The 25,359-nt window shown below is 39.7% G+C and carries 26 protein-coding genes and 1 tRNA gene; 24 read left to right on the forward strand and 3 right to left on the reverse strand.

Going from position 1 to position 25,359, the window contains the following annotated elements; all coding sequences use genetic code 11:
* The first annotated feature begins 3 nt into the window (after positions 1 to 3).
* From VIK44_RS07270 to glpK, 5 genes are all read left to right on the forward strand, one after another.
* Positions 4 to 831 (forward strand): undecaprenyl-diphosphate phosphatase, encoded by an 828-nt coding sequence (locus tag VIK44_RS07270; RefSeq protein WP_331553186.1) that lies wholly within the window; start codon positions 4 to 6, stop codon positions 829 to 831.
* 41 nt (positions 832 to 872) lie between these two features.
* Complete coding sequence (locus VIK44_RS07275) at positions 873 to 1,694, forward strand: nitroreductase family protein (protein WP_331553188.1); 822 nt, start codon at positions 873 to 875, stop codon at positions 1,692 to 1,694.
* A gap of 95 nt (positions 1,695 to 1,789) precedes the next feature.
* Positions 1,790 to 2,407 carry an ABC transporter ATP-binding protein gene (locus VIK44_RS07280; protein WP_331553189.1) on the forward strand — a complete coding sequence of 206 codons (618 nt, stop codon included), beginning with the start codon at positions 1,790 to 1,792 and terminating at the stop codon, positions 2,405 to 2,407.
* Positions 2,407 to 3,180: an ABC transporter permease gene (locus VIK44_RS07285; protein ID WP_331553190.1), complete on the forward strand. Its 774-nt coding sequence runs from the start codon at positions 2,407 to 2,409 to the stop codon at positions 3,178 to 3,180. The genes VIK44_RS07280 and VIK44_RS07285 overlap by 1 nt, the downstream gene beginning before the upstream one ends.
* Positions 3,181 to 3,357: 177 nt before the next feature.
* Positions 3,358 to 4,863, forward strand: coding sequence for a glycerol kinase GlpK (glpK, locus tag VIK44_RS07290; RefSeq protein ID WP_331553191.1), 1,506 nt, complete (start codon positions 3,358 to 3,360; stop codon positions 4,861 to 4,863).
* A 74-nt stretch (positions 4,864 to 4,937) separates the two neighbouring features.
* On the opposite strand, the gene metA is transcribed toward glpK, so the two are convergent.
* Together metA and VIK44_RS07300 are read right to left on the reverse strand one after the other, a co-directional pair.
* Entirely contained in the window at positions 4,938 to 5,858 is a 921-nt protein-coding gene (gene metA, locus VIK44_RS07295; protein ID WP_331553192.1) for a homoserine O-acetyltransferase MetA, read from the reverse strand.
* Between the two features lie 223 nt (positions 5,859 to 6,081).
* Positions 6,082 to 7,365, reverse strand: coding sequence for an O-acetylhomoserine aminocarboxypropyltransferase/cysteine synthase family protein (locus VIK44_RS07300; RefSeq protein WP_331553193.1), 1,284 nt, complete (start codon positions 7,363 to 7,365; stop codon positions 6,082 to 6,084).
* Positions 7,366 to 7,916: 551 nt separating this feature from the next.
* On the opposite strand from VIK44_RS07300, the gene aroF reads away from it, so the two are divergent.
* The 16 genes from aroF to VIK44_RS07380 all read left to right on the forward strand — a co-directional run bounded on the left by aroF (position 7,917) and on the right by VIK44_RS07380 (position 23,120).
* Positions 7,917 to 8,927, forward strand: coding sequence for a 3-deoxy-7-phosphoheptulonate synthase (aroF, locus tag VIK44_RS07305; protein WP_331553194.1), 1,011 nt, complete (start codon positions 7,917 to 7,919; stop codon positions 8,925 to 8,927).
* Positions 8,927 to 9,820: a prephenate dehydrogenase gene (locus VIK44_RS07310; RefSeq protein ID WP_331553195.1), complete on the forward strand. Its 894-nt coding sequence runs from the start codon at positions 8,927 to 8,929 to the stop codon at positions 9,818 to 9,820. Before aroF ends, VIK44_RS07310 begins: the two co-directional genes overlap by 1 nt.
* Positions 9,821 to 10,110: 290 nt before the next feature.
* On the forward strand, positions 10,111 to 10,695 hold the full coding sequence (locus VIK44_RS07315) for an aminodeoxychorismate/anthranilate synthase component II (protein WP_331553196.1): 585 nt from the start codon (positions 10,111 to 10,113) through the stop codon (positions 10,693 to 10,695).
* Positions 10,692 to 12,062: an aminodeoxychorismate synthase component I gene (gene pabB / locus VIK44_RS07320; protein ID WP_331553197.1), complete on the forward strand. Its 1,371-nt coding sequence runs from the start codon at positions 10,692 to 10,694 to the stop codon at positions 12,060 to 12,062. The genes VIK44_RS07315 and pabB overlap by 4 nt, the downstream gene beginning before the upstream one ends.
* A 93-nt stretch (positions 12,063 to 12,155) precedes the next feature.
* Positions 12,156 to 12,911 carry an aminotransferase class IV gene (locus VIK44_RS07325; RefSeq protein WP_331553198.1) on the forward strand — a complete coding sequence of 252 codons (756 nt, stop codon included), beginning with the start codon at positions 12,156 to 12,158 and terminating at the stop codon, positions 12,909 to 12,911.
* Between the two features lie 283 nt (positions 12,912 to 13,194).
* The gene (locus VIK44_RS07330; RefSeq protein ID WP_331553199.1) at positions 13,195 to 13,776 is read left to right on the forward strand and encodes an HD domain-containing protein; all 582 of its coding nucleotides are present in this window, start codon (positions 13,195 to 13,197) and stop codon (positions 13,774 to 13,776) included.
* Entirely contained in the window at positions 13,773 to 15,110 is a 1,338-nt protein-coding gene (locus tag VIK44_RS07335) for a CCA tRNA nucleotidyltransferase (RefSeq protein WP_331553200.1), read from the forward strand. The genes VIK44_RS07330 and VIK44_RS07335 overlap by 4 nt, the downstream gene beginning before the upstream one ends.
* Positions 15,100 to 15,870, forward strand: a complete 771-nt coding sequence (locus VIK44_RS07340; RefSeq protein ID WP_331553201.1) for a TatD family hydrolase — start codon at positions 15,100 to 15,102, stop codon at positions 15,868 to 15,870. Before VIK44_RS07335 ends, VIK44_RS07340 begins: the two co-directional genes overlap by 11 nt.
* A 131-nt stretch (positions 15,871 to 16,001) precedes the next feature.
* A tRNA-Gln gene (locus VIK44_RS07345) sits at positions 16,002 to 16,075 on the forward strand.
* Between the two features lie 157 nt (positions 16,076 to 16,232).
* Positions 16,233 to 16,454: a (Fe-S)-binding protein gene (locus VIK44_RS07350; protein ID WP_331553202.1), complete on the forward strand. Its 222-nt coding sequence runs from the start codon at positions 16,233 to 16,235 to the stop codon at positions 16,452 to 16,454.
* Positions 16,455 to 16,841: 387 nt separating this feature from the next.
* Positions 16,842 to 17,540: a 4'-phosphopantetheinyl transferase family protein gene (locus tag VIK44_RS07355; RefSeq protein WP_331553203.1), complete on the forward strand. Its 699-nt coding sequence runs from the start codon at positions 16,842 to 16,844 to the stop codon at positions 17,538 to 17,540.
* 1 nt (position 17,541) lies between these two features.
* Complete coding sequence (locus VIK44_RS07360; protein ID WP_331553204.1) at positions 17,542 to 18,135, forward strand: chromate transporter; 594 nt, start codon at positions 17,542 to 17,544, stop codon at positions 18,133 to 18,135.
* A complete protein-coding gene (locus VIK44_RS07365; RefSeq protein ID WP_331553205.1) occupies positions 18,132 to 18,716 on the forward strand; it encodes a chromate transporter in 585 nt (194 codons plus the stop codon). The genes VIK44_RS07360 and VIK44_RS07365 overlap by 4 nt, the downstream gene beginning before the upstream one ends.
* 132 nt (positions 18,717 to 18,848) lie before the next feature.
* Positions 18,849 to 19,727 (forward strand): FMN-binding protein, encoded by an 879-nt coding sequence (locus tag VIK44_RS07370; protein ID WP_331553206.1) that lies wholly within the window; start codon positions 18,849 to 18,851, stop codon positions 19,725 to 19,727.
* Positions 19,728 to 19,949: 222 nt separating this feature from the next.
* Positions 19,950 to 22,184, forward strand: coding sequence for a glucose PTS transporter subunit IIA (locus VIK44_RS07375; RefSeq protein ID WP_331553207.1), 2,235 nt, complete (start codon positions 19,950 to 19,952; stop codon positions 22,182 to 22,184).
* A 93-nt stretch (positions 22,185 to 22,277) separates the two neighbouring features.
* Entirely contained in the window at positions 22,278 to 23,120 is an 843-nt protein-coding gene (locus tag VIK44_RS07380; protein WP_331553209.1) for a PRD domain-containing protein, read from the forward strand.
* Positions 23,121 to 23,216: 96 nt separating this feature from the next.
* Here the strand turns inward: VIK44_RS07380 and VIK44_RS07385 are convergent, their stop codons facing one another.
* On the reverse strand, positions 23,217 to 23,981 hold the full coding sequence (locus tag VIK44_RS07385) for a tetratricopeptide repeat protein (RefSeq protein ID WP_331553210.1): 765 nt from the start codon (positions 23,979 to 23,981) through the stop codon (positions 23,217 to 23,219).
* A gap of 212 nt (positions 23,982 to 24,193) precedes the next feature.
* Here VIK44_RS07385 and crcB (VIK44_RS07390) point away from each other — a divergent pair, with 212 nt between their 5' ends.
* The 3 genes from crcB (VIK44_RS07390) to VIK44_RS07400 are packed head-to-tail and all read left to right on the forward strand — an operon-like array spanning position 24,194 to position 25,351.
* The gene (gene crcB / locus VIK44_RS07390) at positions 24,194 to 24,616 is read left to right on the forward strand and encodes a fluoride efflux transporter CrcB (RefSeq protein ID WP_331553211.1); all 423 of its coding nucleotides are present in this window, start codon (positions 24,194 to 24,196) and stop codon (positions 24,614 to 24,616) included.
* The gene (crcB, locus tag VIK44_RS07395) at positions 24,616 to 24,975 is read left to right on the forward strand and encodes a fluoride efflux transporter CrcB (protein ID WP_331553228.1); all 360 of its coding nucleotides are present in this window, start codon (positions 24,616 to 24,618) and stop codon (positions 24,973 to 24,975) included. Before crcB (VIK44_RS07390) ends, crcB (VIK44_RS07395) begins: the two co-directional genes overlap by 1 nt.
* A 34-nt stretch (positions 24,976 to 25,009) precedes the next feature.
* Positions 25,010 to 25,351, forward strand: a complete 342-nt coding sequence (locus VIK44_RS07400) for a DUF190 domain-containing protein (protein WP_331553212.1) — start codon at positions 25,010 to 25,012, stop codon at positions 25,349 to 25,351.
* The last annotated feature ends 8 nt before the right edge of the window (positions 25,352 to 25,359 follow it).

Genomic DNA, 25,359 nt, shown 5'->3' on the forward strand with positions numbered 1-25,359 from the left:
ATTATGGGATTTATTGAATTTTTAAAAGCCGTCATTCTTGGCGTTGTAGAAGGGCTAACCGAGTGGTTACCCATTAGCAGCACCGGACATATGATTTTAGTGGACCAGTTTTTACAACTTAATATGTCCAGTGAGTTCATAAAAATGTTTCTTGTGGTCATTCAATTAGGGGCTATTATGGCAGTCGTCCTGCTTTATTGGCGAAAATTATTACCCTTTTCCTACAAAGAAAAAAAAATAATGATCAGGAAAAAAACCTTTGTTTTATGGGGAAAAATTCTTGTAGCATGTTTGCCGGCGGCGGTAATTGGCTTAATATTTGACAATACGATTACGGCTATTTTCTATAATTATCAAACCGTAGCCATTATGCTGATTATCTATGGTGTGTTATTTATTGTCATTGAAAATTGGAAAAAGAACAAAATGCCGGAAATAAGAAGCCTATCGGAGATCACCTATAAAACAGCATTATTTATTGGGGTATTTCAAGTGTTATCTCTGATTCCAGGAACATCCCGTTCCGGGGCAACTATTATTGGTGCCATTATAGTCGGGACGTCACGTACGATTGCGGCTGAGTTCACATTTTTCCTGGCTATTCCCATTATGTTTGGAGCCAGCATATTAAAGCTTGTAAAATTTGGAATGGTGTTCACCGGCTGGGAAGTCTTTATTTTGCTTACTGGGATGATCACAGCTTTTGTAACCTCGGTTTTTGCCATTAAATTCCTAATGACTTATATTAAAAAACATGACTTTAAAATATTCGGTTGGTACAGAATTGTGTTGGGAATCATTGTTCTGGGGTATTTCTTAATTATCGGATGATCATTTAATTGATTGAAAAATGAAAAGGGAGAGTGAAAAAAATGATTAATATTGACCAGGAAAAATGTATTGGTTGCGAAGAATGTGTAAAAGACTGTTTTCCAAAAGACCTTGTCATGAAAGATGAAAAGGCCCAGGCAACGAATACCACCTGTATTAAATGTGGACATTGCATTGCTATTTGTCCGGTTAATGCAGCCAGTATGACAGATTATGATATGGCAGAAGTGAAGGAGTATGATGCCAAAACTTTCGATATCCCACCAGAAACGCTACTGAATTTCATTAAATTCAGACGTGCTGTTCGCCGATTCAATGATAAACCCATTGAAAAGGAAAAGATTAAACATATTATTGAAGCAGGACGATTTACACCCACGGGAGGCAATCGTCAACCGGTGTCCTATATCGTGGTTCAAAATGATATCCCTAAGCTCACCGGTCTCGCATTGGAAAGTTTAGATCGGCTGGGGAAAAGTATTTTAGAAGACAAAGCCAATAAGAACTTAATATTCAAGTTTTATGCTAAACGCTGGCTGAAAATGTATCAGGATTATTTGGATAATCCCGAATTACCCACAGGCCTTTTCTTCAAGGCTCAGGCAGTTGTTTTAGTGGTCTCGGACTCACCCATTGATGGAGGATTAGCGGCTTCATTCATGGAACTTATGACAAATGCTGAAGGGTTAGGTATGTTTTACAGTGGCTTTTTTGTGAGAGCGGCAATCAGAAATCCAAAGATCAAAGCATTTTTAGGAATTGATGATACCAAAGAAGTCATAGCCTGTTTAGTCATGGGCTATCCGGATGTTAAATATCAAAGAACAGCGCCACGAAAAAAAGCGGAAATTTCATGGCGATAAATTTATTGTAAAAACCATTATTTGTCATTGTATGAAATAATGGGTGTGAATCAAAATATGTTCTTGAATCCTACAATGAAATGAAAGGCAAAGATATGGCTCTGATTGAATACAAGAACATCGACTTAAAATTTAATGAGCAAACCCTGTTTTCAAAATTCAATCTATCCATTGAAGAAAACGAAAAGGTTCTTTTTTTAGCCCCATCAGGAAAGGGAAAGACGACTCTTGTGAAAATGCTAACAGGTTTTATTGTTCCTGATGCCGGGGAGATTATCGTTAAAGGAATAAGATTGTCTGGGGAAACCATGAATACCATTCGGAAGAATATCACCTATGTCAGCCAGGACGCAGACATTCCCGGAGGAATTGTCAACCATGTTTTTGAAGAGGTTTTTAGCTACCAGGCGAATCGGCATTTGAACTTTCATAAAGATGTTTTAGTTAAATGGCTCAGTGAATTTTCACTGGCTTCCGACACTCTTGAAAAAACCGTGGACTGCCTTTCCGGTGGAGAACGCCAACGATTGGCTCTGATTATGGGAATTCTTTTAGACCGTGAGATTTGGATTCTTGATGAAATCACAACCGGTCTTGATGAAGAGCTTAAGCAGAAGATCGTTGATTTGATTCTAACCTACGAAAAGACCATACTCATTGTGTCCCACGATGACATTTATCGAAATGTCGGACTCCGGGAGGTGGTTTGGTAATGGGCGTTGAACAGATACCTTTTTATACCCCGTTTTATTTAATTGCTTTTATGATACCGATTGTGATTATCAACTATAAAATGAAAATCACTCTGAATAAGCGGCTCATTTATGCTTTGCTTAGAATGACCGTCCAACTGATACTGGTCGGTTTTTTTCTGCAGTATATTTTTCTGTTTAATAACCCCTGGATTAATACAGCCTACATCCTCTTCATGATTGTAGCTGCTGCACTTTCCACGGTAAAAACATGTGGACTAACCATTAAAAATCAATTTTTACCTATTTTGTTAGGTTTTGGAATTCCAAATATTGTCATGATTCTTTTCATCAACCAGTATGTCATTGGTCTCGATAATATTTTTGATGCTCAGTATTATATTCCATTAATGGGAATGCTTTTGGGAAATAGTCTCAGTGGGAATATTATCGGGGTGAATTCCTTTTACAATGGTTTGAGAAAAAATGAACGTCAATATTTTTATCGACTGGGACTTTCGGCCAATCAATGGGAAGCCACCTTGCCCTGGTATAAAGAAGCCGTTATTGCCTGTCTGAACCCTATGATTGCTTCGACCGAAACCATTGGTTTAGTGTCTCTTCCGGGAATGATGACCGGTCAGATTCTGGGTGGTTCAATGCCCATGACTGCGATTGTATATCAAATCGTCATTATGGCTGCCATTTTAATTTCACGTTATTTCAGTATTCATCTCTCCATTCTCTTAACACGTAAAACGGCATTTGACGGCTATGATCGTCTGAAGGTCTGAATTCTCCAGAGTATCTGGGAAAAACATTCCTATTGATGAAATAATTAGTTCGTGTTAAAATGGTTATTATAACAACATTAAGGATCTTAAGACGAATAATAATGACAGAACTGATCCTGAAACGGTTACCGAGTTTATTGTTAAATAAATTTCTTGAATTAAAGGTGGTGAAAAAGGATGAAGAAATATATTTTATGTATTGAACAGGGAACGACCAGTATTCGAGCGGTTTTCTTCAATCATGACGGGGATATTGTGAGTGTATTTACCAAAGAATTTAATCAATTCTATCCAGATTCAGGATGGGTCGAGCAGGATCCAAAGGAAATGTGGTCAGTTACAATTGAAGTAATTGAGAAAGCAATGAAAAAATCGAATATTAAAGAAGTGGAAATTATTGCAATCGGCATTACAAACCAACGAGAAACAACGATTGTATGGGATAAAAATACCGGGGAACCCGTTTATAACGCAATTGTATGGCAAGATAGAAGAACGGCAGAATATTGCGATCAGTTAAAGGCAGAAGATCCTGGCAATGAAACAATGGTCAGAAATAAAACAGGATTATTGATTGATTCATCTTTTTCCGGAACAAAAGTAAGATGGATACTCGATAATGTTGAAGGCGCACATGAAAGGGCAGAAAATGGAGACCTGATTTTCGGAACTGTTGATACCTGGATTATGTGGAATCTAACAGGCGGGAAGACTCACGCAACGGATTACAGTAATGCTTCAAGAACGTTAATGTTTAATATACATGAACTTAAATGGGACGAAGAATTATTAAAAGTCCTTGGTGTGCCCATGAGTATGCTGCCGAAAGTTCAGGAAAGCTGTGGCCTCTTTGGGGTAACATCTAAAATATTTAAACGTGAAATACCGATCACAGGGGATGCAGGCGACCAGCAGGCTGCAACATTTGGTCAATGCTGTTTCAAAAAAGGGACAGCAAAATTCACTTATGGTACTGCCGGCGTGATGACTGTGAATATTGGCGAAAAACCATTCTTATCAGACAATGGATTGATCACAACAATCGGTTGGGGAATTAATGGAAAAGTGGAATACCTCCTGGAAGCCATTGTTTTCTCAGCAGGTTCAGCCATTGAATGGTTACGTGAGGAAATGGATATGCTTGATGAATCACCGGATTCTGAATATTTTGCACTAAAAGTAAGAAAATGTAATTGCGGAGTATATATTATTCCGGCATTTACAGGTTTAGGCGCTCCATACTGGAATTCTTATGCTAGAGCAACCATGTTTGGGATTGAAAGAGGAACAACAAAGAATAATATTATCAGAGCAACTCTGGAATCCTTAAGCTATCAGACAAGAGATATGTTTGACGCGTTTGCCGAAGACTTAGGCGAAAGATTATCTATGTTAAAAGTGGATGGGGGAGCATCTAATAACAACTTATTAATGCAATTCACCGCTGATATAGTCAATGTAGATGTTGAAAGACCGGACAATGCCGAAACAACCGCCGCAGGAGCCGCATACCTGGCTGGTTTGGCAGTTGGATTCTGGAAAAGCCAGGAAGAAATAGTTCAAAAGAGAACAGTTGATCGGATTTTTAAACCTCAGATGGAAGAATCCCAGCGGGAAGATCTCTATAAGGGTTGGAAACGTGCAATGAGAGCAACCCTTGCATGGGCAAATGACAAAGATTAAATTAAATATCTGAGGTTTGCACCTCAAAAAAGAACTCATAAACTTTGTCACTAAAGTTTATGAGTTCTTTTTTCTTAAAATTCACCTTCTGATAACTCATAGGGTGTTTCCTGGTAAACGTAATAGTTCAGCCAATTGGTAAATAAAAGATTGGCATGTCCCCGCCAACGAACGATTGGCGGTTTGGTAGGGTCATCATCAGGATAGTAGTTATCTGGAATATTGATGGATGTTCCCATTGCAATGTCGCGTTCATATTCACCCTTCAGGGTTTCCGGGTCATACTCACTGTGGCCGGTAACAAAGATTTGTCGTCCTTGTCGTGCAGTGACGATGTAGACCCCTGCTTCTTCAGAAGATGCCATGAGCTCCAAATCAGGGTGGGCGTCAATAGCATCACGATGAATGCCGGTATGCCGGGAATGAGGAACGTAAAAGGTATCATCAAATCCACGGAAGAGCTTAACAAAGTCTTGCTCAAGGTGATGTTCAAAGACACCGAATTTCTTCTTTGGAAGTAAATATTTGGAGATGCCGTAATGATGGTAAAGGCCGGCCTGGGCCCCCCAACAAATGTGCATGGTAGAGAAAACATTCGTTTTGCTCCAGTCCATAATTTCAATCAGTTCTTCCCAATAATCCACTGCTTCAAAATCAAGCGTTTCAATGGGCGCTCCGGTAATGATCAGTCCATCAAAGCGTTGATCGCGGATTTCCTCGAAATAGGAATAGAAGGACCCTAAATGCTCGGCAGAGGTATTTTTGCTTTCATGGGTTTTTGTTTGCAGAAGGGTCACTTCAATTTGCAGGGGGCTATTTCCCAACAGTCTGAGCAACTGGGTTTCGGTTGAAATTTTTGTCGGCATAAGATTTAAAATAGCGATTTTCAAAGGACGAATGTCCTGATGACTGGCTCGACTGGCATCCATGACAAAAATATTCTCTTTCGTCAGAGTCTGGCTGGCGGGTAAGTCATTTGGAATTTTTATGGGCATAGTTTTCACCTCGATGTTTTAGTTTACATGGGCAATTGCGAAATTAAAAAACAAACCTTAATTGCGACGCTGTCTGTTTCTATGAAACAATTTTTCCGCTTTACGTCGTACAGTTCTCCGAACTGTTCGCCTAAAACGCTACAAAATTGTTTATAGAAACAGACAGCGTTACTTATCGCAGTTTCGCAATTATATATTATGATAAATGTTGGATTAGAAAAAATTAAACCGCTTTTGTCAAAGCCTGATCTAAATCAGCCAGAATATCATCAATATGTTCAAGGCCGATGGATAAGCGAATCATATCTTCGGTAATGCCTGCGGCAATGAGCTCTTTTCCGGAAAGCTGCTGATGCGTCGTGGTTGCGGGATGAATAACAAGTGATTTAGCATCGGCTACATTGGCCAAATGGGTGAAAAGCTCCAGGCTGTCAATGAATTTTCGGGCGGCATCAAGGCCACCTTTAATGCCGAAGGTAAAAATAGATCCGGGACCCTTTTTAAAATATTTTTCCGATAATGCTTTGTAGGGATTATCCGGAAGAGTTGGGTAATTCACCCAGGTCACCTGGGGATGATTGCTTAAAAACACAACGACCTTTTGGGCGTTTTCAAGATGACGATCAAGTCGCAGGGACAGGGTTTCCAATCCCTGTAAAAGGAGGAAGGCGTTAAACGGGCTGATGCAGGCACCAGTATCCCGCAGGAGCTGAACCCGGGCTTTAATTATAAAAGCAGCGGCGCCAATATCCGTGGCATAGGTAATGCCATGATAACTTGGATCCGGGGTAGTGAATACCGGGAATTTTCCACTGGCCGCCCAGTCGAATTTCCCACCATCGACAATGATCCCGCCAATGGTAGTACCGTGACCGCCAATGAATTTGGTGGCAGAGTAAACAACAATGTCTGCGCCATAATCCAGGGGTCTGAAAAGGTAGGGAGTGGCAAAGGTGTTATCCACAATAAGCGGAATTCCATGCTCATGTGCAATGTCGGCAACAGCTTTCACATCCACAATGTTAATGGCCGGGTTGCCCAGAGATTCGATATAAAGTGCTTTGGTATTTTTGTTGATAGCACTTCTGAAATTTTCAGGATCATCAGGATTGACAAAGGTTGTTTTAATGCCAAGTCGAGGAAGGGTCGTATTCAAAAGATTAAAGGTGCCACCATAAAGGGTTGAGGCAGATACAAGTTCATCGCCGGCTCCTGCAATGTTAAGAAATGCAGCAGTAATGGCAGCAGAACCAGAAGCAAATGCCAAGGCACCAACACCACCTTCAAGAAGGGCCATGCGTTCTTCAAGAACATTGGTCGTCGGGTTCATAATACGGGTATAAATATTGCCCGGCTCTTCTAAACCAAAGAGGCGTTGGGCGTGTTCACTGTTGTCAAAAACATACGAAGTCGTTTGATAAATCGGAACCGCCATCGCGTGGGTGGCAGGATCCGGTTTTTGACCGCCATGGAGTTGGAGTGTTTCAAATTTAAGTGGTTCTTTCATTTCTTATCTCCTTATTTTCTTTATACTAACCCATTATATCACATATCATTCCAGTGGGAATTATACGTACGATACCATAGTGAATAAAGGTTGTCAATGAGGAAAAAGCAAACAACACTTAGAATAATTTTGGTCTTTAACATGATTTTTCCTGAAAGGTTAATTTTCAATTGACATTCAGGAAAAAAAAGTCTATAATAACAACAATATAGATTTAGTATTTTAAAAAGTTGTGGGAAATCCCACAGCAGCATTTTGAGAGGAATATCATGAAGGATTTAAGAAGTAACTTAAATGCATATTATTATATCAACCAAAGCTATTGGTTTATCGGCTTTGGCTATTTTACGTGCAATAAATTAAGTTCCTTTAAGAGTCTAAACCCATGAATTTTTTTTAGAAGATACATTTTTGTATTTTGTGAAAGTTAAATTTTTAGGAGGCTTCCAAGGAAGCCTCCTTTTTTTATTTTTATTTTGTGTGCACACAAAATAAAAATAAAAAATGTGAATTAAAGAATGACCAGAGAGTCATAATAATGGAGGATAGAAATGATTGTTGTTGTTAAACCGAATACAAAAGAAGAAGAAATTCAGAGGTTGATAAAAATGATTGAAACACAAGGTCTCAAGATTCACTACTCAAGAGGTGTTGATCATACAATATTGGGAATCGTAGGGGATACAACCCTGGTTGATGTGGAAAAGATTCGTTCCAGCCGTATTGTCAAGGATGTATTACGGGTTCAGGAACCTTATAAGAAAGCCAACCGACTCTTTCATCCGGAAGACACCATCATCGATGTTAAAGGCCGAAAAGTCGGAGAAGGCACTATCAGTGTTTTTGCAGGACCCTGTTCAGTGGAAAGTGAGGAGCAAATACTGACCATTGCTGAAAGCATTAAAAAATCCGGTGCAACTTTTCTTCGCGGCGGTGCTTTCAAACCCCGTTCCTCACCCTATGCTTTCCAGGGGTTAGGTTATGAAGGACTGGAACTATTGAAAATTGCGCGTAAAGCCACAGGACTTCCCATTGTCAGCGAAATTATGTCTGTGGAACATCTGAAAGCTTTTGAAGATGTGGATATTATACAGGTTGGAGCAAGAAATATGCAAAACTTCATTCTGCTCAGGGAGCTTGGAAAAATCGACAAACCGATACTGCTGAAACGGGGTATGGCGGCGACCATGAAGGAATTTCTTATGTCTGCAGAGTATATTATGAAGGAAGGTAACAATAAGGTTATTTTATGTGAACGCGGCATCCGGACTTTTGAAACAGCAACCCGGAATACCCTGGATATCAGCTGCATTCCGGTTCTTAAGAGACAAAGTCATTTACCGATTATTATTGATCCGAGTCATGCTACCGGGTTATCCTGGACGGTGGAGGCATTATCAAAAGCCGCTATTGCTGTCGGTGCGGATGGTGTTATGATCGAAGTACACAATAACCCTGAGGAGGCACTTTGTGATGGGGAACAATCTATTACACCGGCACAATTCGATAAAATTATGATCACCCTGAAAAAATACGCTGAATTTGAAAATAAGGTCATGTAATGAAAAAATTAGAAGATTCTATCGTTGGCTTTATCGGCCTGGGTCTTATGGGCGGGGCATTGGCCATGGGACTCAGGAAACAGGAACCCGGGAAAATATTGGCCTATGATATTAATCCCCGGGTTGTTGAAAAAGCATTAAGTCAGGGTGTCATCAATGAGGGCGTTACTGATTCTCAGGGGCTCCAGAAAATGCTGGCCCGGTGTGATTTGATTTTCATCTGTCTAAGTCCAATGGATGCCCTGGCTTTTATGGCTTTGTATATGGAAGACTTTAAGCCCGGAGCCATCATCACCGACATTACCGGAGTTAAAGGGGTTATTGTTAATAACCTCGGTAATCTGTTGAGAAAAGACATTGATTTTATTCCCGGGCATCCCATGGCTGGCAGTGAAAAAGAGGGCTACGGGAAAGCTGATGACAGCATCTTTAAAAACCGCAATTACATTCTTACGCCCCTGCCATCCAACCAACCGGAAAACATTGATTTTATTCGAAAAATTGTCAGGGCCCTGGGGTTCAACCATATTATTGAAACAACCTATGAAATTCATGATGAAAAAATCGCTTTTACATCCCAGCTTTGTCATGTCATTGCTGCGGCCCTGGTAGACTGTGAGGATGATCTTTCCATCACCGATTTTGAAGGCGGCAGTTTTGGGGACATTACCCGGATTGCCATGATTAATGCACCGATGTGGACCGAACTTTTCATGTGTAATCGTAAAAATTTACTGCATCAGATTGAAAAGTTTGAAGCGAGCCTGGATAGCATGAAAACAATGATTCAAGGAGAAGAAAAAACAGAATTGATTGATCGCTTGACTTCAGTCCGCGAAAAACGAATCAAAATGGGTGAGATTCGTGAGGCAAAAACCAAAAAAAATAAGTAAAATAAAAGAGACCTTCCGATAAAAGGAGGTCTTTTTTGGTGCGCCCATGCTTGGGCACACCAAAAATGCTTTATTAAATTGTGAAAATAATAGCATAAAGAGAAGACGGTTGTCAAATTTATATTTCACTGAGATTACCGGCATTCCATGAAATTTCGATCGCATAAATCACTCAAAATCTGTTTGTATGAAATAAACCCATCCCAAAAATTCAAGTCATAGTCTGTTGTATTCTTTTGGGTGATTGTGATACAATACAGCCTTAATAAAAAATGATAAGAGGTAATAAATTGATTTTAATGATAGACAATTATGATTCGTTCACATACAATCTTGTCCAATATTTAGAGTGTCTACACGAGGAAGTGATTGTAAAAAGAAATGACAAAATCACCATTGATGAAATAGTGTTAATGAATCCTTCCTGGATTGTTTTATCTCCCGGGCCATGTACGCCAAATGAATCGGGGATCTGTCTGGAGGTTGTCCATTACTTTAAAGGTAAAATTCCGATTTTAGGCATATGCCTGGGTCATCAAATCATTGGACAGGCTTTTGGCTGTAAAATCATTGAAGCCATAGAACCGGTTCATGGCAAAGTCCATACGATAACACATAAAAATGAAGGCGTATTTAAAGGATTGAATAATCCACTGAGGGTTACCCGGTATCATTCTCTGGTGATCGATCGATCATCCGTTCCTGACTGCTTTGAAATTACTGCCCAAACCAGTGAAAAAGAGATAATGGGACTGAAACATAAAAAATATATGATTGAGGGCGTTCAATTTCATCCCGAAGCAATTCTTACAGAAATGGGAATGGAATGTCTGGACAACTTTTTCAAATCAACAAAAGAAAATGGTGAAATATGATTATAGAAGAAATAAAGACGACCTTAACGAGTTTTGAATTATTTGTTTTGTTTAAAGAAGAGCCGTACAGCTTTTTTCTGGACAGCGGCAGAGATCACGATACACTGGGACAATACTCTTTTATCGGGTTTGATCCCTTTTTAGTTTTTGCCAGTAAAAATGACGCAATAACAATTAAAACGAAAGCCGAAGAAAATGTTTATCGGGGCGATCCCTTTGACGAATTACAAAAGCTCCTTGAAAAATACAAAATGGATGTTGCATCAGAGTTTCCTTTTTTAGGAGGGGCTGTCGGTTATTTCGGCTATGATTTATGCCATCATCTGGAAGACCTGCCAAGAAGTGCTCAGGATGATATTCAAATTCCAGATTGTCATATGGGATTTTATGATGGCATTATTATTATTGATCACAAACGGAAAAAAACTTATATCGCAGCGCTGGGAGTAGAAGAAAAGCCCGAAGACATTATTAATCGAATAAGACAGAAAATTGAGCAAGATGTTAAAGTTGTCATGAGAGACGATTTTAAGATCAATGAAAAGCTGGAGTTCAAAAGTAATTTCACAAAAAAGGCGTATCTGCATGCCCTTGATGCAATCCATGATTATATTCGCGCTGGGGATATTTACCAGACAAACATGACCCAGCGATTTAAATGTGAATTGCAATTGACGCCCCTGGAATTATATGGCGAATTAAGAAAAATTAATCCGGCTCCTTTTGCCAGTTATTTAGACTTTGGTGAAGGCCAGATTGTGTGCAGTTCTCCTGAGCGATTCATCCAGATAAAAGATAGAAAGATTGAAACACGACCCATAAAAGGAACCATGCCAAGAGGGAAAACACCTGAAGAAGATGAAGAAAACAAGAATACTTTAATCAATAGTGATAAGGACAAAGCCGAATTACTGATGATTGTGGATTTAGAAAGAAATGATATCGGTAAAATATCCAAATCCGGAAGTGTTAAAGTTCCCGAATTGTATAAGCTGGAAGAATATGAAACTGTTTTTCATTTGGTGGCAACCGTCACCGGAGAATTAAGGGATGATGTCGATGCCATTGACTGTGTTAAAGCAGCATTTCCAGGAGGATCCATCACCGGAGCCCCTAAAATCAGAGCCATGGAAATTATCGATGAATTAGAACCTACCCAGAGAAACATTTATACCGGGTCAATCGGATACATTGGATTCAATGGTGATTTAGACTTAAATATTGTGATCAGAACAATTCTCTGCAAAAATAAAAATGCGTACTTCCAGGTAGGCGGCGGAATTGTTTGGGATTCGGATAATGAATCAGAATACAAAGAAACCTTCGACAAGGCAAGAGCGTTAATGGAAGCGTTAAAAAGATATTAAGAAGCATTTATATTATTAATTTTTAGAGAGGAGGAGAGAACTATTCAATACAGTTGCTGTAATGGCGAAATTTTAGAGGAGTGTCTTATTCCGTTGGATCCGGGTTATCTGTACGGTTATGGTGTATTTGAAACATTAAATGTTTATGAAAGTAAAGTTATCTTTTTTCAGGAACACATGAATCGTTTAAAAAGCAGTTCTTCATTGATTGGTCTTGAATTTGCTTTTGATGACACCGAAATTTTAAATGATTGTAATAAAATGATTAAAGAAAACCATTTTGATTGTGGGGCATTAAGAATTACCCATAGTAAAGGGAGTAAACACAACAATCTGATTATTACCGCCAGAGAAAATAATTATGGTCAAAAGATATTTCAAAATGGCGTAAGCATTAATATCAGTGATTATCAAAGAAATGAAAACTCACTACTGGTAACAGTTAAATCAAATAACTATTTAGAGAATCTGCTGATCCTCAATATGGGTATCAACAAGGGGTTTAACGAATCGATTTTTTTTAATACAAAAGAGTATCTGGCAGAAGGTTGCATAAGTAATATTTTCTTTGTGAAAGATAAAAAGGTTTATACTCCGGCAACAGATAACGGACTCTTAGCAGGGATTGTCAGAAATAAAGTAATCGAATTATTAAAAAAACATAAAATACCCGTTGAAGAGGGCTACTATCATAAAGAGTCATTATTGGATGCTGATGAAATATTTATTACGAATTCTTTAATGGAGATAATGCCTGTCAACAGGGTTGGACGGCATCCGTTTTCTGTCGGAAATGAAGGGTTCACCAATCATTTAAAAACATTGTATAAACAGCACTACTATAAATAGGCAGCTGCGAAAGTATCGTGAGCTTCGCTGTCTGTTTACATGAAACAATTTTTCCACTATACGTCGTACAGTTCGTTGAACTGTTCGCCTATACGTTATAAAATTGTTTTCGCGAAGGCAACGAGCCAATCACAAGCTTGCTTGTAGTTGGCGACTGCCCGCGAACAATAAGAAATTCGCAAAGCGATTTCTTATTGTTATGAAAACTGACATCAAAGCAATTTACGGTTGTGTTTATGAATTTCGCAATTTGCTAAAACACTAAAAATAAGGAGACCCAGCAATGAACGAAAATTTAAATCGGGAAGCCGCACTGGCATTATTAAGAGAATACAATGAAAGCGAAGCGCTTGTTAACCATGGATTAGCCGTATCCGGAGTGATGACGCATTTTGCAATCATAGAAAAAGAAGATCCTGAGTACTGGGGAATTGTCGGGCTTCTCCATGATCTGGATTATGGAAAATATCCGATGGAACATTGTGTTAAAGTGGTGGAAATCTTAAAGGATCATGGCTATGACGATGACTTTATTCAAAGTGTGGTCAGTCATGGTTATGGCATTTGCTCGGATGCGAAACCCAGCCATCAAATGGAAAAAATTCTTTATGCAATCGATGAATTAGCAGGACTGATTACCGCATGTGCCTATATGCGCCCTTCTAAAAGTGTGAATGATTTAGAAGTAAAATCGGTGAAAAAGAAATTTAAAACTGCCAGTTTCGCAGCAGGGGTTGACCGTGAAGTTATTACCAGTGGTTCAGAAATAGCCGGTTATTCCCTGGATGATCTCATGAAAGAGACTATTTTAGGAATGAGGGCTGTTGCCGATGACATTGGTTTGGGAACCATGGAGAACGAATGAAGTTTCAACTACCGGATTCCATTCAAAAGGCCATTGAAATACTTAGGCGCTGCGGCTTCTGCGGATATCTTGTCGGAGGCTGCGTCCGTGACTATCTTATGGGAACCCCTCCTCTGGATTTTGATATGACCACCGATGCCACACCTGCAGAAGTAATGAATTGTTTCAGGGATTACCGGGTCATCGAAACCGGTATTGCCCATGGCACCGTTACGGTGATTTTAGAGGGTCTTTCCATCGAGATCACCACTCATCGCACTGAAACCAGCTATTCGGATAAACGGCACCCAGATGCGGTCATATTCACTAAAAACATAGAAGATGACCTTGCCCGTCGGGATTTTACCATGAATGCCATGGCCTATCATCCCAGTCAAGGTCTAATCGATTTGTTTGGTGGGGAAAAAGACATTGAAAATCAGGTTATCCGGTGCGTCGGAGATCCCAATCGACGTTTTAATGAGGATGCCCTGAGAATTATCCGGGGTTTACGCTTTGCTTCGGTTCTCGGCTTTGAACTTGAAAAAAACACCAGAATGGCACTTTTTGAAAATCGTGAGTTGTTAAAAGCGATTTCAGTGGAACGACTTTCAACAGAATTCACCAAACTTTTATGCGGCGAAAATGTAAAGGCGGTTGTTATTAATGGGGTTACGGTACTGGGGGTCATAATCCCGGAGCTTTTGCTGATGGAAGATTTTGATCAAATGAATCCTCATCACTGTCATGATGTTCTCACGCATACATTGGTAGCCCTGGAGAACATTAAACCCATTCCCCACTTACGCTGGACCATTCTGTTTCACGATATGGGAAAACCGGAAACGTTTACCCAGGATGACCGGGGGATTGGTCATTTTCGCGGACATGGACAGGTTTCAGAAAGAATTGCAAGAATGCGGTTGAATGCTCTGAAAATGGATAAAACCACCATATCTCAGGTGTGTACCTTGGTAAAATACCATGATTACCCTTTAGAACCCAGTAAGAAAAGCATAAAACGGTGGCTTAACCGTTTATCCAGGCCTTTATTTCTTGATTTATTGGCGGTAAAACAAGCAGATATTTCGGCCCAGGCACCAGATCACCCCGAACGATTGGAAATTCTGGAAGCTGTCCAATGCCTGATGGCAGAAATTATCTCTCAAAATGAATGCTTTTCGCGGAAAGATCTGGCTGTGAACGGCAGAGATTTAATAGGTATGGGCATTAAAGACGGCCCGGAAGTTGGCCGGATTTTAGAAGTGCTGCTGGAAGAGGTTATTGATGAAAGAATTGAAAACACCTGGGAAATACTCATGGAAAAAGCGAGGTCGTTAAAAAATGTTAATTGACAGTCATGCACACATCGATGAAGAAAAATATGATAATGATCGTGAAGAGGTTCTCGAAAATGCCAGAGCCGCAGGGATTGAGCTTATTATAAACCCGGCATCAGATGAAGAATCCAGTCGCCGGGCAGTGGCCCTAAGTGAAAAGTATCCCATGGTTTATGCGGCAGTTGGTTTTCACCCGCATGATGCCAAATCCTATAATTTCAAAGCGCATGGACAAATGCTCAGGGAATGGGCGAAAAAAGATAAGGTGGTGGCTATCGGAGAAATCGGTTTGGATTACCACTATGATTTATCACCTCGGGATATTCAACAGTCGGTTTTTGTGGATCAGTTAATGATTGCTAAAGAAATAGCGCTTCCCGTGGTTATTCATAATCGGGAATCCATGGAAGATATGTGGCGATTGTTAAAGGAACATTTTTCACCGGAGGTTGGCGGGGTAATGCATAGCTACAGCGGTTCAGTGGAAATGGCCAGAATATTTTTAGACATGGGATTTTACCTATCCATTTCAGGAACCATTACCTTTAAAAATGCCCGGAAGCTTCCGGAAGTGGTGGCCATGATGCCATTGAATCGGCTTTTGGTTGAAACCGACAGCCCTTATATGACGCCAACACCTCATCGGGGAAAAAGAAATGAGCCTGCCTATGTGCGTTTTGTTGCTGAAGAAGTGGCAAGAATTCGGGGGATGAGCATTGAGTCCCTGGAAGAAATCACCACCGAAAATACAAAAAGGGTTTTCGGAATAAACTGATAGTCAGATCTGTCCAGGAGAGTGGAGTGGGTATCGTTTTCCTGTAAACGTAAAGATGTTCTGTTTTTCTTGACAATACAAATGAGTTCGGGTAAAATGTTTATCGTACCTTAAGGCTGTAAAAATAATATAGGGGTATAGCCAAGCGGTAAGGCAATGGACTCTGACTCCATCACCGTAGGTTCAAATCCTGCTACCCCTGCCATTAAAAAAGAATAAACCCGTTTTCTCAGACATTTGAGAAAACGGGTTTTTATTTTATCGGTAACAAAATATCATTGAAAATAATTGCAATTTGTTGAAATAATGTTGCGCAAACAAAGAGCACATGATATAATCTGAAGCTAGAAAAGGAGAATCTCATGGTTAACCATAAAATAAATGTTTTCGAAATATATGAACTTCTGCCACAAATCAATTGTAAAAATTGTGGTGAAAATAATTGCATGGCCTTTGCGCAAAAACTAATTGATGGTGGAAAAACCGTTGGAGGCTGTTCACCGCTGAGGGAATCCATATATGAAAAAAAGCGTCTGGAATTAGAAAATTTTTTTGGATTGACGGCGGCAAAAGAACAAAGTTAAACAAATTTATAATTTTAAGCGACCACTGAAGGTGTGTTTATTTCACTTTCAATGGCCGCTTTTCAGTTTGGAAACCCTTCGGGGGGTTCGACCCAAAGTCCATCTATTAATAATCACTTACGCCAAGCCAGACACATCCAAGTTCACTGGCTTCCAGTAAAATGTTTTCTGCTAACCTGGTCATAGCCTTGATTCTTAAAATTTATATAGTATAATCGTAGATATAATAGCTTAAAAAAACATGTTTGGACTTTTACAATAAATTAAACATAAAAGTAAAAATCATTCTTTAAGGAGAAACAATGGAAGAAAACCTGAAATTCAATTGCCCCTTGGTCTGTTGCATAAGCTTTAATCGTGAAAAACTTAGGTTGATTTATTGTTCCCATGAATGAATTTAAAACTCGGATTTTTATGGCAGATACCCTACCGTTACAAAATCCTCAGCTGTTGGATGATTGTTTAGACCAGGTAGGGGCACAACGGCGGGAAAAGATCCTGAGGATGAAATCAATTCAGGCCCAGGCCCTTTCTATTGGGACGGAAATTCTTCTGGAAAAAGCATTATATGAAAGCTTTGGGTTGCATAAAGAACTGGATATAAAAATTGGATCTCATGGAAAACCAAGCTTGATCAATGATCCCGAAATCCACTATAATCTTTCCCATTCCGGAAATTATGTGGTTTGTGCATTGGCCAGTGATGAGATAGGCGTGGATTTACAGAAAATGAAGCAACTCAACCTTAAACTGGCAAAGCGTTATTTTGCAGAAGAGGAAGTGAAGTGGTTATTTGATTTGCCGGTTGAAAAGCAAAAAAAAAGTTTTTTTGATCTTTGGGCCATTAAAGAAAGTTATATGAAATTTACAGGCAAAGGGTTTGCTCTTCCAATGAAAAGTTTTTCTGTCAGAATTGGAGAGGGATTTCCTGATCATAGTGAAGTGGCACTCTTTAAAGACAAAAAAAAAATCACGGTTTCTTTTAAAAAATATGGTGGCCCGGAAGGCTATGTCCTATGGTGCTGCAGCAGCTCCTCAAATTTTGAGGAAGTTCTGGAATGGATGAGTATGGAAAAAGGGGTTTGATTTGAAAGAAACTGATAAACAAATAGAAAAGATCAGGTCGTTATTTTTAACTTTTTTTAAGATTGGTATATTTACCTTTGGGGGAGGCTATGCCATGATTCCCCTCATTGAATATGAAACTGTGGAACGACACCAATGGATTGGAAGCAAAGAACTCCTGGATGTTTTTGCCATTGCACAGGCAGCCCCAGGAGTTATTGCGGTGAATACAGCCACCTTTATTGGCTATAAAGTGGCTGGGTTCTGGGGCGCAGTATTGGCAACGGTAGGGGTTATACTGCCATCTTTTATGATCATCAGTATTATTTCATTATTTTTTGTTCAGTTCCAAAAAATTGAGTGGGTGGCCTATGCCTTTAGTGGCATCCGGGTTGGGGTGATAGTGCTTATTTTAGGGGCAGTCGTAAATCTGGGAACAAAGAATCAATATACTCCACTGACGGTGCTTGTTTTAGTGCTGGCTTTTTGTGTGGCCGCTTTTACAAAGATTAATATTATATTTCTTATTATAGGTGGTGCACTTATTGGAATAGTTTACCAGGTGATATTAAAAAAAGGTCTTGTTTCAGATAAAAAAAGTGAGGACAAGTCATGATTTTTCTTGAGCTTTTTATCACCTTCTTTAAAATAGGTCTCTTTACCTTTGGCGGAGGTTATGCCATGATTCCGCTTATGCAACAGGAGGTAGTGGGTAACCATTGGCTGACGTTGACAGAGCTGACAAATGTGATTGCGATTTCGCAATCAACACCAGGGCCATTCGCTGTGAACGTTGCCACTTTTGTGGGAATGGGTATGGGTGGATTGTTAGGCGCTTTGGTCGCCGCTTTAGCAGTGGTATTGCCTTCCTTTATTATTATCCTCATCATCGCAAAGGCTTTTACGAATTTTCAAAATAACAAATGGGTTCAGGGTGCTCTCTTTGGCATGCGGCCAGTAGTGATTGGGCTTATTGCCTCAGCGGTATTTCTGCTTATGTCCAATGAGCTTATTGTCCAGGGAGCTGAAATAACAAATTTACAGGTTTTAATGGAGTCTTTAAAATACAAAGAAATCATTATTTTTGCCATTTGCACCGTTATTTATTTTAAGTTTAAACTCCACCCCATACAATTGATTCTTATTTCCGGAGGGCTGGGAATGCTTTTTTTTGGGGTTTTGCCGATGATATTTTAGAAAAGAAACACAGACACGTCACAAAGGCATCACAATGACATGTTAAAATAAAGGGAAATTAGCAGTGTGAGTGAGACATAATCTTGCCATATATAACATGTTAAAATAAAAAAGCCGAAGGAGTGTGGCAATATGATGCTTTTTATCAACGTCATCACAGCATGGATCAGTGTTTTTTTAGCCGTACTATTATCCGTTGTTTATTTGTTGCGGATCATCAATAAAGGTAAGAAAAAGAATCTGAGCATTGCTCGACTAAATAAAAAACTAAGAAATGTGCATAAACCAATGGGAATCGCTTTTGTGGTGTTCGCCAGTATTCATGGATTCTTTTCTTCAGGGTCCATTTTATCGTTTAATTTCGGATCGGCTTGTTTGGCAGTCGGTATACTTTTGGGATTGAGCTATTGGCTGCGTAAAGCCTACCGAAGGAAATTGTCCTGGTTTAAACCTCACCGCTTCTTAACCGTTGTTCTCATTGTTTTTCTAGGATGTCACCTCTGGGAAATTGGCGGGGCTATGGGGCCGGAAACTTTTTTAACAGGGGTCCAAAACGAAATGGAAACTTCTGTAGAAGCACTTTATGGTAATACAACAGAGGTTGCAAAAGCAAATACCGGGACAGACAATGCTACCGTTACAGATGTTGTCATTCCACAATCAAATTCTGGAACCACTGGTGTTACAGAAAGTGCCAATCTTTTTTTAGGCAACGTAGATCTTGAAGATGGAATATATACCGGGGTAGCCGATGGCTATGGTCCTGATCTTACCGTGAGTGTTACCGTGGCAGGAAATATTATTACCGATATTCAGGTTGTTTCTCACAATGAAAAAAATGTAAAATATTTTGACAAGGCCATTGATGCGGTTCCCCAGGCGATTATCGCAGCACAGAACCCGGTGGTTGATACTATTTCAGGTGCGACCTATACCTCTAACGGTATTATGCAGGCCGTCTTAAATGCCCTGGACACCGCGGTGATTTCTGGGACACTGCCGAGCCTGTAAAGATTATAAATAAAAATACTTGACAAATCAAATGAATTGACGTACGATTACATTAATAAATAAATGTTATTTTCAATAGTGTGTTACTGAACAATCAGGCATTAACTATTCAGGAGTGGTCTTTTTGGATCGGCTTTTGGGTGTTAATGTCTTTTTTTGTCGCAAGACAAAATAAAGAAAAAGACGCGAATAACAAAAAAATTTAAAGTGAAGGAGAAAGAAATGAAAGACAGAATCTTTGGTGTTTTACAACGTGTTGGTCGGTCCTTTATGCTGCCCATTGCCCTATTACCGGTAGCAGGACTTTTCTTAGGAATTGGGGGATCGTTTACCAATGAAACCATGTTAACATCCTACAACCTGATGGGGGTTATGGGACCGGGAACAATCATTTATGGAATTTTAACAGTCATGATGGCTGCAGGAGAGATCGTTTTTAAAAACTTACCCATTATTTTTGCTATGGGTGTGGCCATTGGTATGGCAAGACAGGAAAAAGCGGTTGCCGCTCTGGCAGGTGTGATTGGCTACTTCATTATGCATACAGTCATTGGTGCTCTCATTACCCTGACCGGAACTTATACTCCGGAAACCCTTCTGGTTGCAAATGACCTTGCAATGGCGACAGCGGCTCAAAAAGGTATGGCATATATTCCAATCATCGCTAATCAATTGCTTCCAAGCGGCTCAATCACAAGCACTGTTGGGATTGTCTCTTTACAAATGGGGGTTTTCGGCGGTATTATCGTTGGTTTAGGGGTTGCCGCTCTTCATAATAGGTTTTATAAAGTGGAATTCACACCAGTGCTTTCCTTCTTTGAAGGGACACGTTTTGTTCCCATCATTACGGCCGTTGTATTTTTGTTTGTAGGGGCTTTAATGTTTTTTATCTGGCCTTTTATTCAAAATGGAATTTATGCCCTTGGGGGTCTCGTCATGGCATCCGGATACTTTGGAACCTTTATCTACGGGGTCATTGAACGGGCTCTTATTCCTTTTGGTTTGCATCATGTATTTTATCTGCCATTCTGGCAAACCGGCCTTGGCGGTACCATGACAGTGGATGGTATGGTTGTTGAAGGGGCTCAAAATATTTTCTTTGCCCAACTGGCCAGTCCCGACGTAGCACATTTTTCAGTGGACGCCACCCGTTTTATGGCGGGAAAATTTCCATTTATGATTTTCGGTCTTCCCGGTGCGGCCCTGGCCATGTATAAATGCGCTAATAGTAATCGACAAAAGGCAGTGGGGGGGTTGTTGATATCCGCAGCCTTAACCGCAATGATTACGGGAATTACAGAACCTATTGAGTTTACCTTCCTTTTTGTTGCACCGTTCCTCTATGTGATTCACTGTATTTTAGCAGGTTTATCCTTTATGCTTATGCATATACTCAATGTTGGGGTCGGCATGACTTTCTCCGGAGGCCTGATTGACCTTACCCTATTTGGAATTCTTCAGGGGAATGCTAAAACCGATTGGATCTACATTGTAGTGGTTGGCGTTGCTTATTTCTTTGTTTATTACTTCCTCTTCAAATTTTTGATTAACAAGTTTAATTTAAAAACTCCCGGACGTGAAGAAGATGATGAAGAAACGAAACTATATACCCGTGCAGATGTTGAAGCTGCTAAAAAAGAAAAATGCGACAATGGATTAGCATCTGAATCCAGTGATCCCGTATCAGCCATGATTGTTACAGGATTAGGCGGTAAAAAGAATATCGTTGACCTCGATTCATGTGCCACCAGACTTCGTGTGACGGTGACGGACGGACAAGGGATTGATGAAAAGATCCTTAAGTATTCCGGTGCAATCGGCGTTATTAAAAAAGGAAATGGGATTCAAGTCATTTATGGCCCCAGGGTCACTGTCATTAAATCCAAATTAGAAGAATATTTACAAAGCCCTGAAAGTGATTTGGAAACAGAAATATCAGTGATCGAAGAACCGGAAACGGAACCGGAAAAAGAAAAAGGGACCTTGGATGAATCCCTGAAAATATCGGAAGTTTTCACATCCCCCATTGATGGAGAAATTGCCAGCATCACAGAAACACCGGATGATGTGTTCAGTCAAAAAATGGTAGGTGATGGGGTCGTGATTTTTCCAACCGGGAATAAAATTTATGCTCCCTGTGACGCGAGTCTTGACGTGCTTTTTCCAACCAAACATGCTTTGGGACTGACCAGTTTAAATGGGACAGAAATCCTCATTCATATCGGAATTGATACGGTCAAATTAGAAGGAAAAGGATTTAAATCCTTTGTAAAGCAGGGAGATCAGGTAAAAAAAGGTGACTTGCTGTTGGAAATGGATCTGGACTATATTTCACAGAATTCCCCTTCCACAGCCATCCCCATTGTGTTTACAAATCTTAAAGAAAATCAGAAAGTGAAAATTATTAAGATTGGCAAGGTCATTGCAAAGGAAGATGCCTTTGCTATCGAATCCTAATTAGGCTTGCATCTCTTCTGGAATTGAGTTAATATTAATAAAAAGCATGCCACTGGAAATCAGTGGCTTGTTTTGTCCAAAAGGGGAGTTTTCATGTATGTCATAAAAAAAATATTGAACAATAATGCATTATTGGCTTTTGATATAGAGAAAAAAAGCGAAGTCATTTTTCTGGGAAAAGGGGTTGGGTTTAATAAAAAAATTGCCATGGAAGAAGAAGCCCAGCCAGAAATCAAAAAGTATTATTTGGATAAAGACACTGAAAAAGGACCAGCAGCGGATCTGATAAAAAATATGGCACCGATTTTTTTGGAGATCGCACATGAGATTATTAAAGAAGCAGAAATGAAATTCAAAACTTTGGACAACCATATACTGCTTTCTCTGGCAGATCACATCGCCTTTGCCATTGAACGCATTGAAGGGAATCTTAATTTTGAAAACCCATTTACCGATGATATTCGATGTTTGTATGAGCAGGAGTTTGAAATTGCCCTGAAAGGAAAGGCTGTTCTTGAAGAAAAAACAGGCTATGTTATCAGTGATGATGAAGTAGGCTATATCGCACTTTACATTCATTCAGCGATTAGTGACACCAAAGTGTCCCAATCCATGAATGTGGCTATTATTATGGGAGAAGCCATTAAGCAAATTGAAAAAGATTGTAATATGACCATTAAGGTAGGGACATTCTCCTATTCCCGACTGATGTACCACTTCCGTTTTATGATTAACCGGGTGATGACCGATGAGATACTCCATTCAGATATGATAGAATATACTAAAACCCATTGTTCCTATGCCTTTGAAGTGGCAACCAGCGTCTGTAATAAGCTGGAGAAAGAATTGGGGAAGACTTTTTCAGAAAAAGAAGTGAGCTATCTGGCCTTGCACATCGAACGCATTCGAATGATGGATGCAACGGATTTAGAATAACAAAACAATTTAAAAAAAGAAGATTCGCCGTAGAGGTGATAATCTTCTTTTTTTTAGTGGAACCTGAGGTCTTGAATTCTGCATTAAGAAACATTTTCACACATTCAAAGGATTATGATATCCTAATTCCGCTCTCTGGTAACCTTTGTGAGCGTCCAGGGTTTGGTGCAGGGTTTCCAAATCTTCTTTCACCCGAACAAGAGTAAGATGGGCAAAAGCATCCCCTTTCTGAATAAAGGTATAGCATCCAAGTTCGGATTTTTGAAGCCATGAAAGGGCAATCAAAAAGTCCTGGGTAACCCCATCCCCAAGAAAATAGCAATGGCCGATGCGGTAGGCGATGTTCGGGTATTCAGGAATGGTCGCATCAATGATTTGCTCAGCCTGATTGTACCAGTAAAAAGCAGCATCAGGATCATTCTGGACGTAATGTCCATTGTAATACATGTCCCCGAGTTTATACATCCCATTATGATGGCCCATTTGGGCAGCTCTGCCAAAAAGATGAAAAGCACGTTCTAAATCGATGGGAATATCCCGGCCATAATAATAGCAATAACCCAGGTTATTGATTCCCAGAGGATTGCCGCATTTTGCAGCTTTCTCATACCAGAGCCTGGCCAGCTTAAAATCCTGGGGAATGTTGACCCCTTCATAATACATGCATCCCAAAGTTACCATGGCGTGATCATTACCGGAATCCGCCAGAAGGCAGTAATAATCAAAAACCATTTGAAAGCGTTCTTTAGATAAGGTTTGCTTGTTTTCCTCGAAATAATAATGGTCTGCCAGCTCAAGCATGGCATTGCTGTCACCACTTTCAGCAAGGGCGGTTAATAAGTTTAATTTGTTTTTATCCATTGATATTCCTCGCATTTACTAATTTTTTTTCATTATAGCACAATTTACCCAAAGAAAATTGAAATCTTAAATTTCTATGGATAAAGAGTTTAACCTGTGGTATGTTAATAATCAAGTGATGGAGTTCGCCGTGAAAGCCTGAAAGTCAGTGGCTTCTGTAAATGGCATTGTTCCAGTTACAGGATTTTTTTAATTTAGTTTGGAGATTATTAATGCGAAAATATATTTTTATTGGAGTGGGTGGAATGACCGGAGCTTTGCTCCGGTTTTTGATGAAGAAAATGCCCATCCCTTTCCCGATAGAATGGTTTCCGGTCAATACCCTGATCATTAACCTTATTGGTTGCTTTGCTCTGGGTTTTGTCCTTACATTGGCGCTGGATATCCTTGATTTTGATCCGGATATTCGACTTGGTATTGCCACCGGTTTGATCGGGGCTTATACCACTTTTTCGACGGTATGCAAAGAGATTGTAAACCTCATATTTGCCGGTCATTATTTTTCAGCCTTTTTATATTTGATTTTATCCTGCGGTCTTGGTTTTCTATGTGTCTATTTGGGTATCATGTTAGCCAGGAAGTTCATTAAATTCTGGATGGCATTTAGAATTAAAAAAGGAGAAGAGTCAGAATGATGATTTATCTTTCTGTTGGTATTGGAGGCATGCTGGGAAGTCTTGCCCGGTTTGTTCTGGGGAGAATGATCTCTGAAAAAAGCAACGTTTCTTTCCCGTTAGGGACCTTTGTCATTAACCTGAGTGGGGCAATTTTATTGGGAGTAGTAACCAGTTTGGGAATGGGCGATACGTTATATGCATTATTTGGTGAGGGTTTTTTAGGAGCCTATACTACGTTTTCTACTTTTATGTACGAAGGATTTAATCTTTTTGCAGGAAATGAAAAGATCAACGCCCTGGTTTATATTTTGGGGTCAATGGTCATCAGTATCATCGGTTATGCGATGGGAATGATGATAACAGGCATTTTTATTTAAAATAATGATGGAAAAAGTAAATAGGAGGAAGTCAATGAAATTAGCAGGTCCCTGCAAAATATTAAAAATTTATGTCAGCGAAGACTCACGGTATGAGGGACATAATCTTTATCATGCTCTGGTTTTAAAACTAAAAGAAATGGGAATTGCCGGAGTTACAGTAACCCGTGGGATTGAAGGATTTGGAAAGAAAAGACGCTTACATCGGGCCCAGGTGGTCGATCTTTCCGCGAGCCTTCCCGTGGTGATTGAAGTGATTGATACCAAAGAACACATTGAGAGAATACTGCCGACAGTAAACGAAATGGTGAATGACGGATTAATATTGATTCAGGACGCCGCAGTCCTAAAATATAAAAGTATTGAAGAGAAATAATAGTAAAG

The sequence above is a fragment of the Acetobacterium sp. genome, assembly GCF_036508315.1.
Classification (GTDB): domain Bacteria; phylum Bacillota; class Clostridia; order Eubacteriales; family Eubacteriaceae; genus Acetobacterium.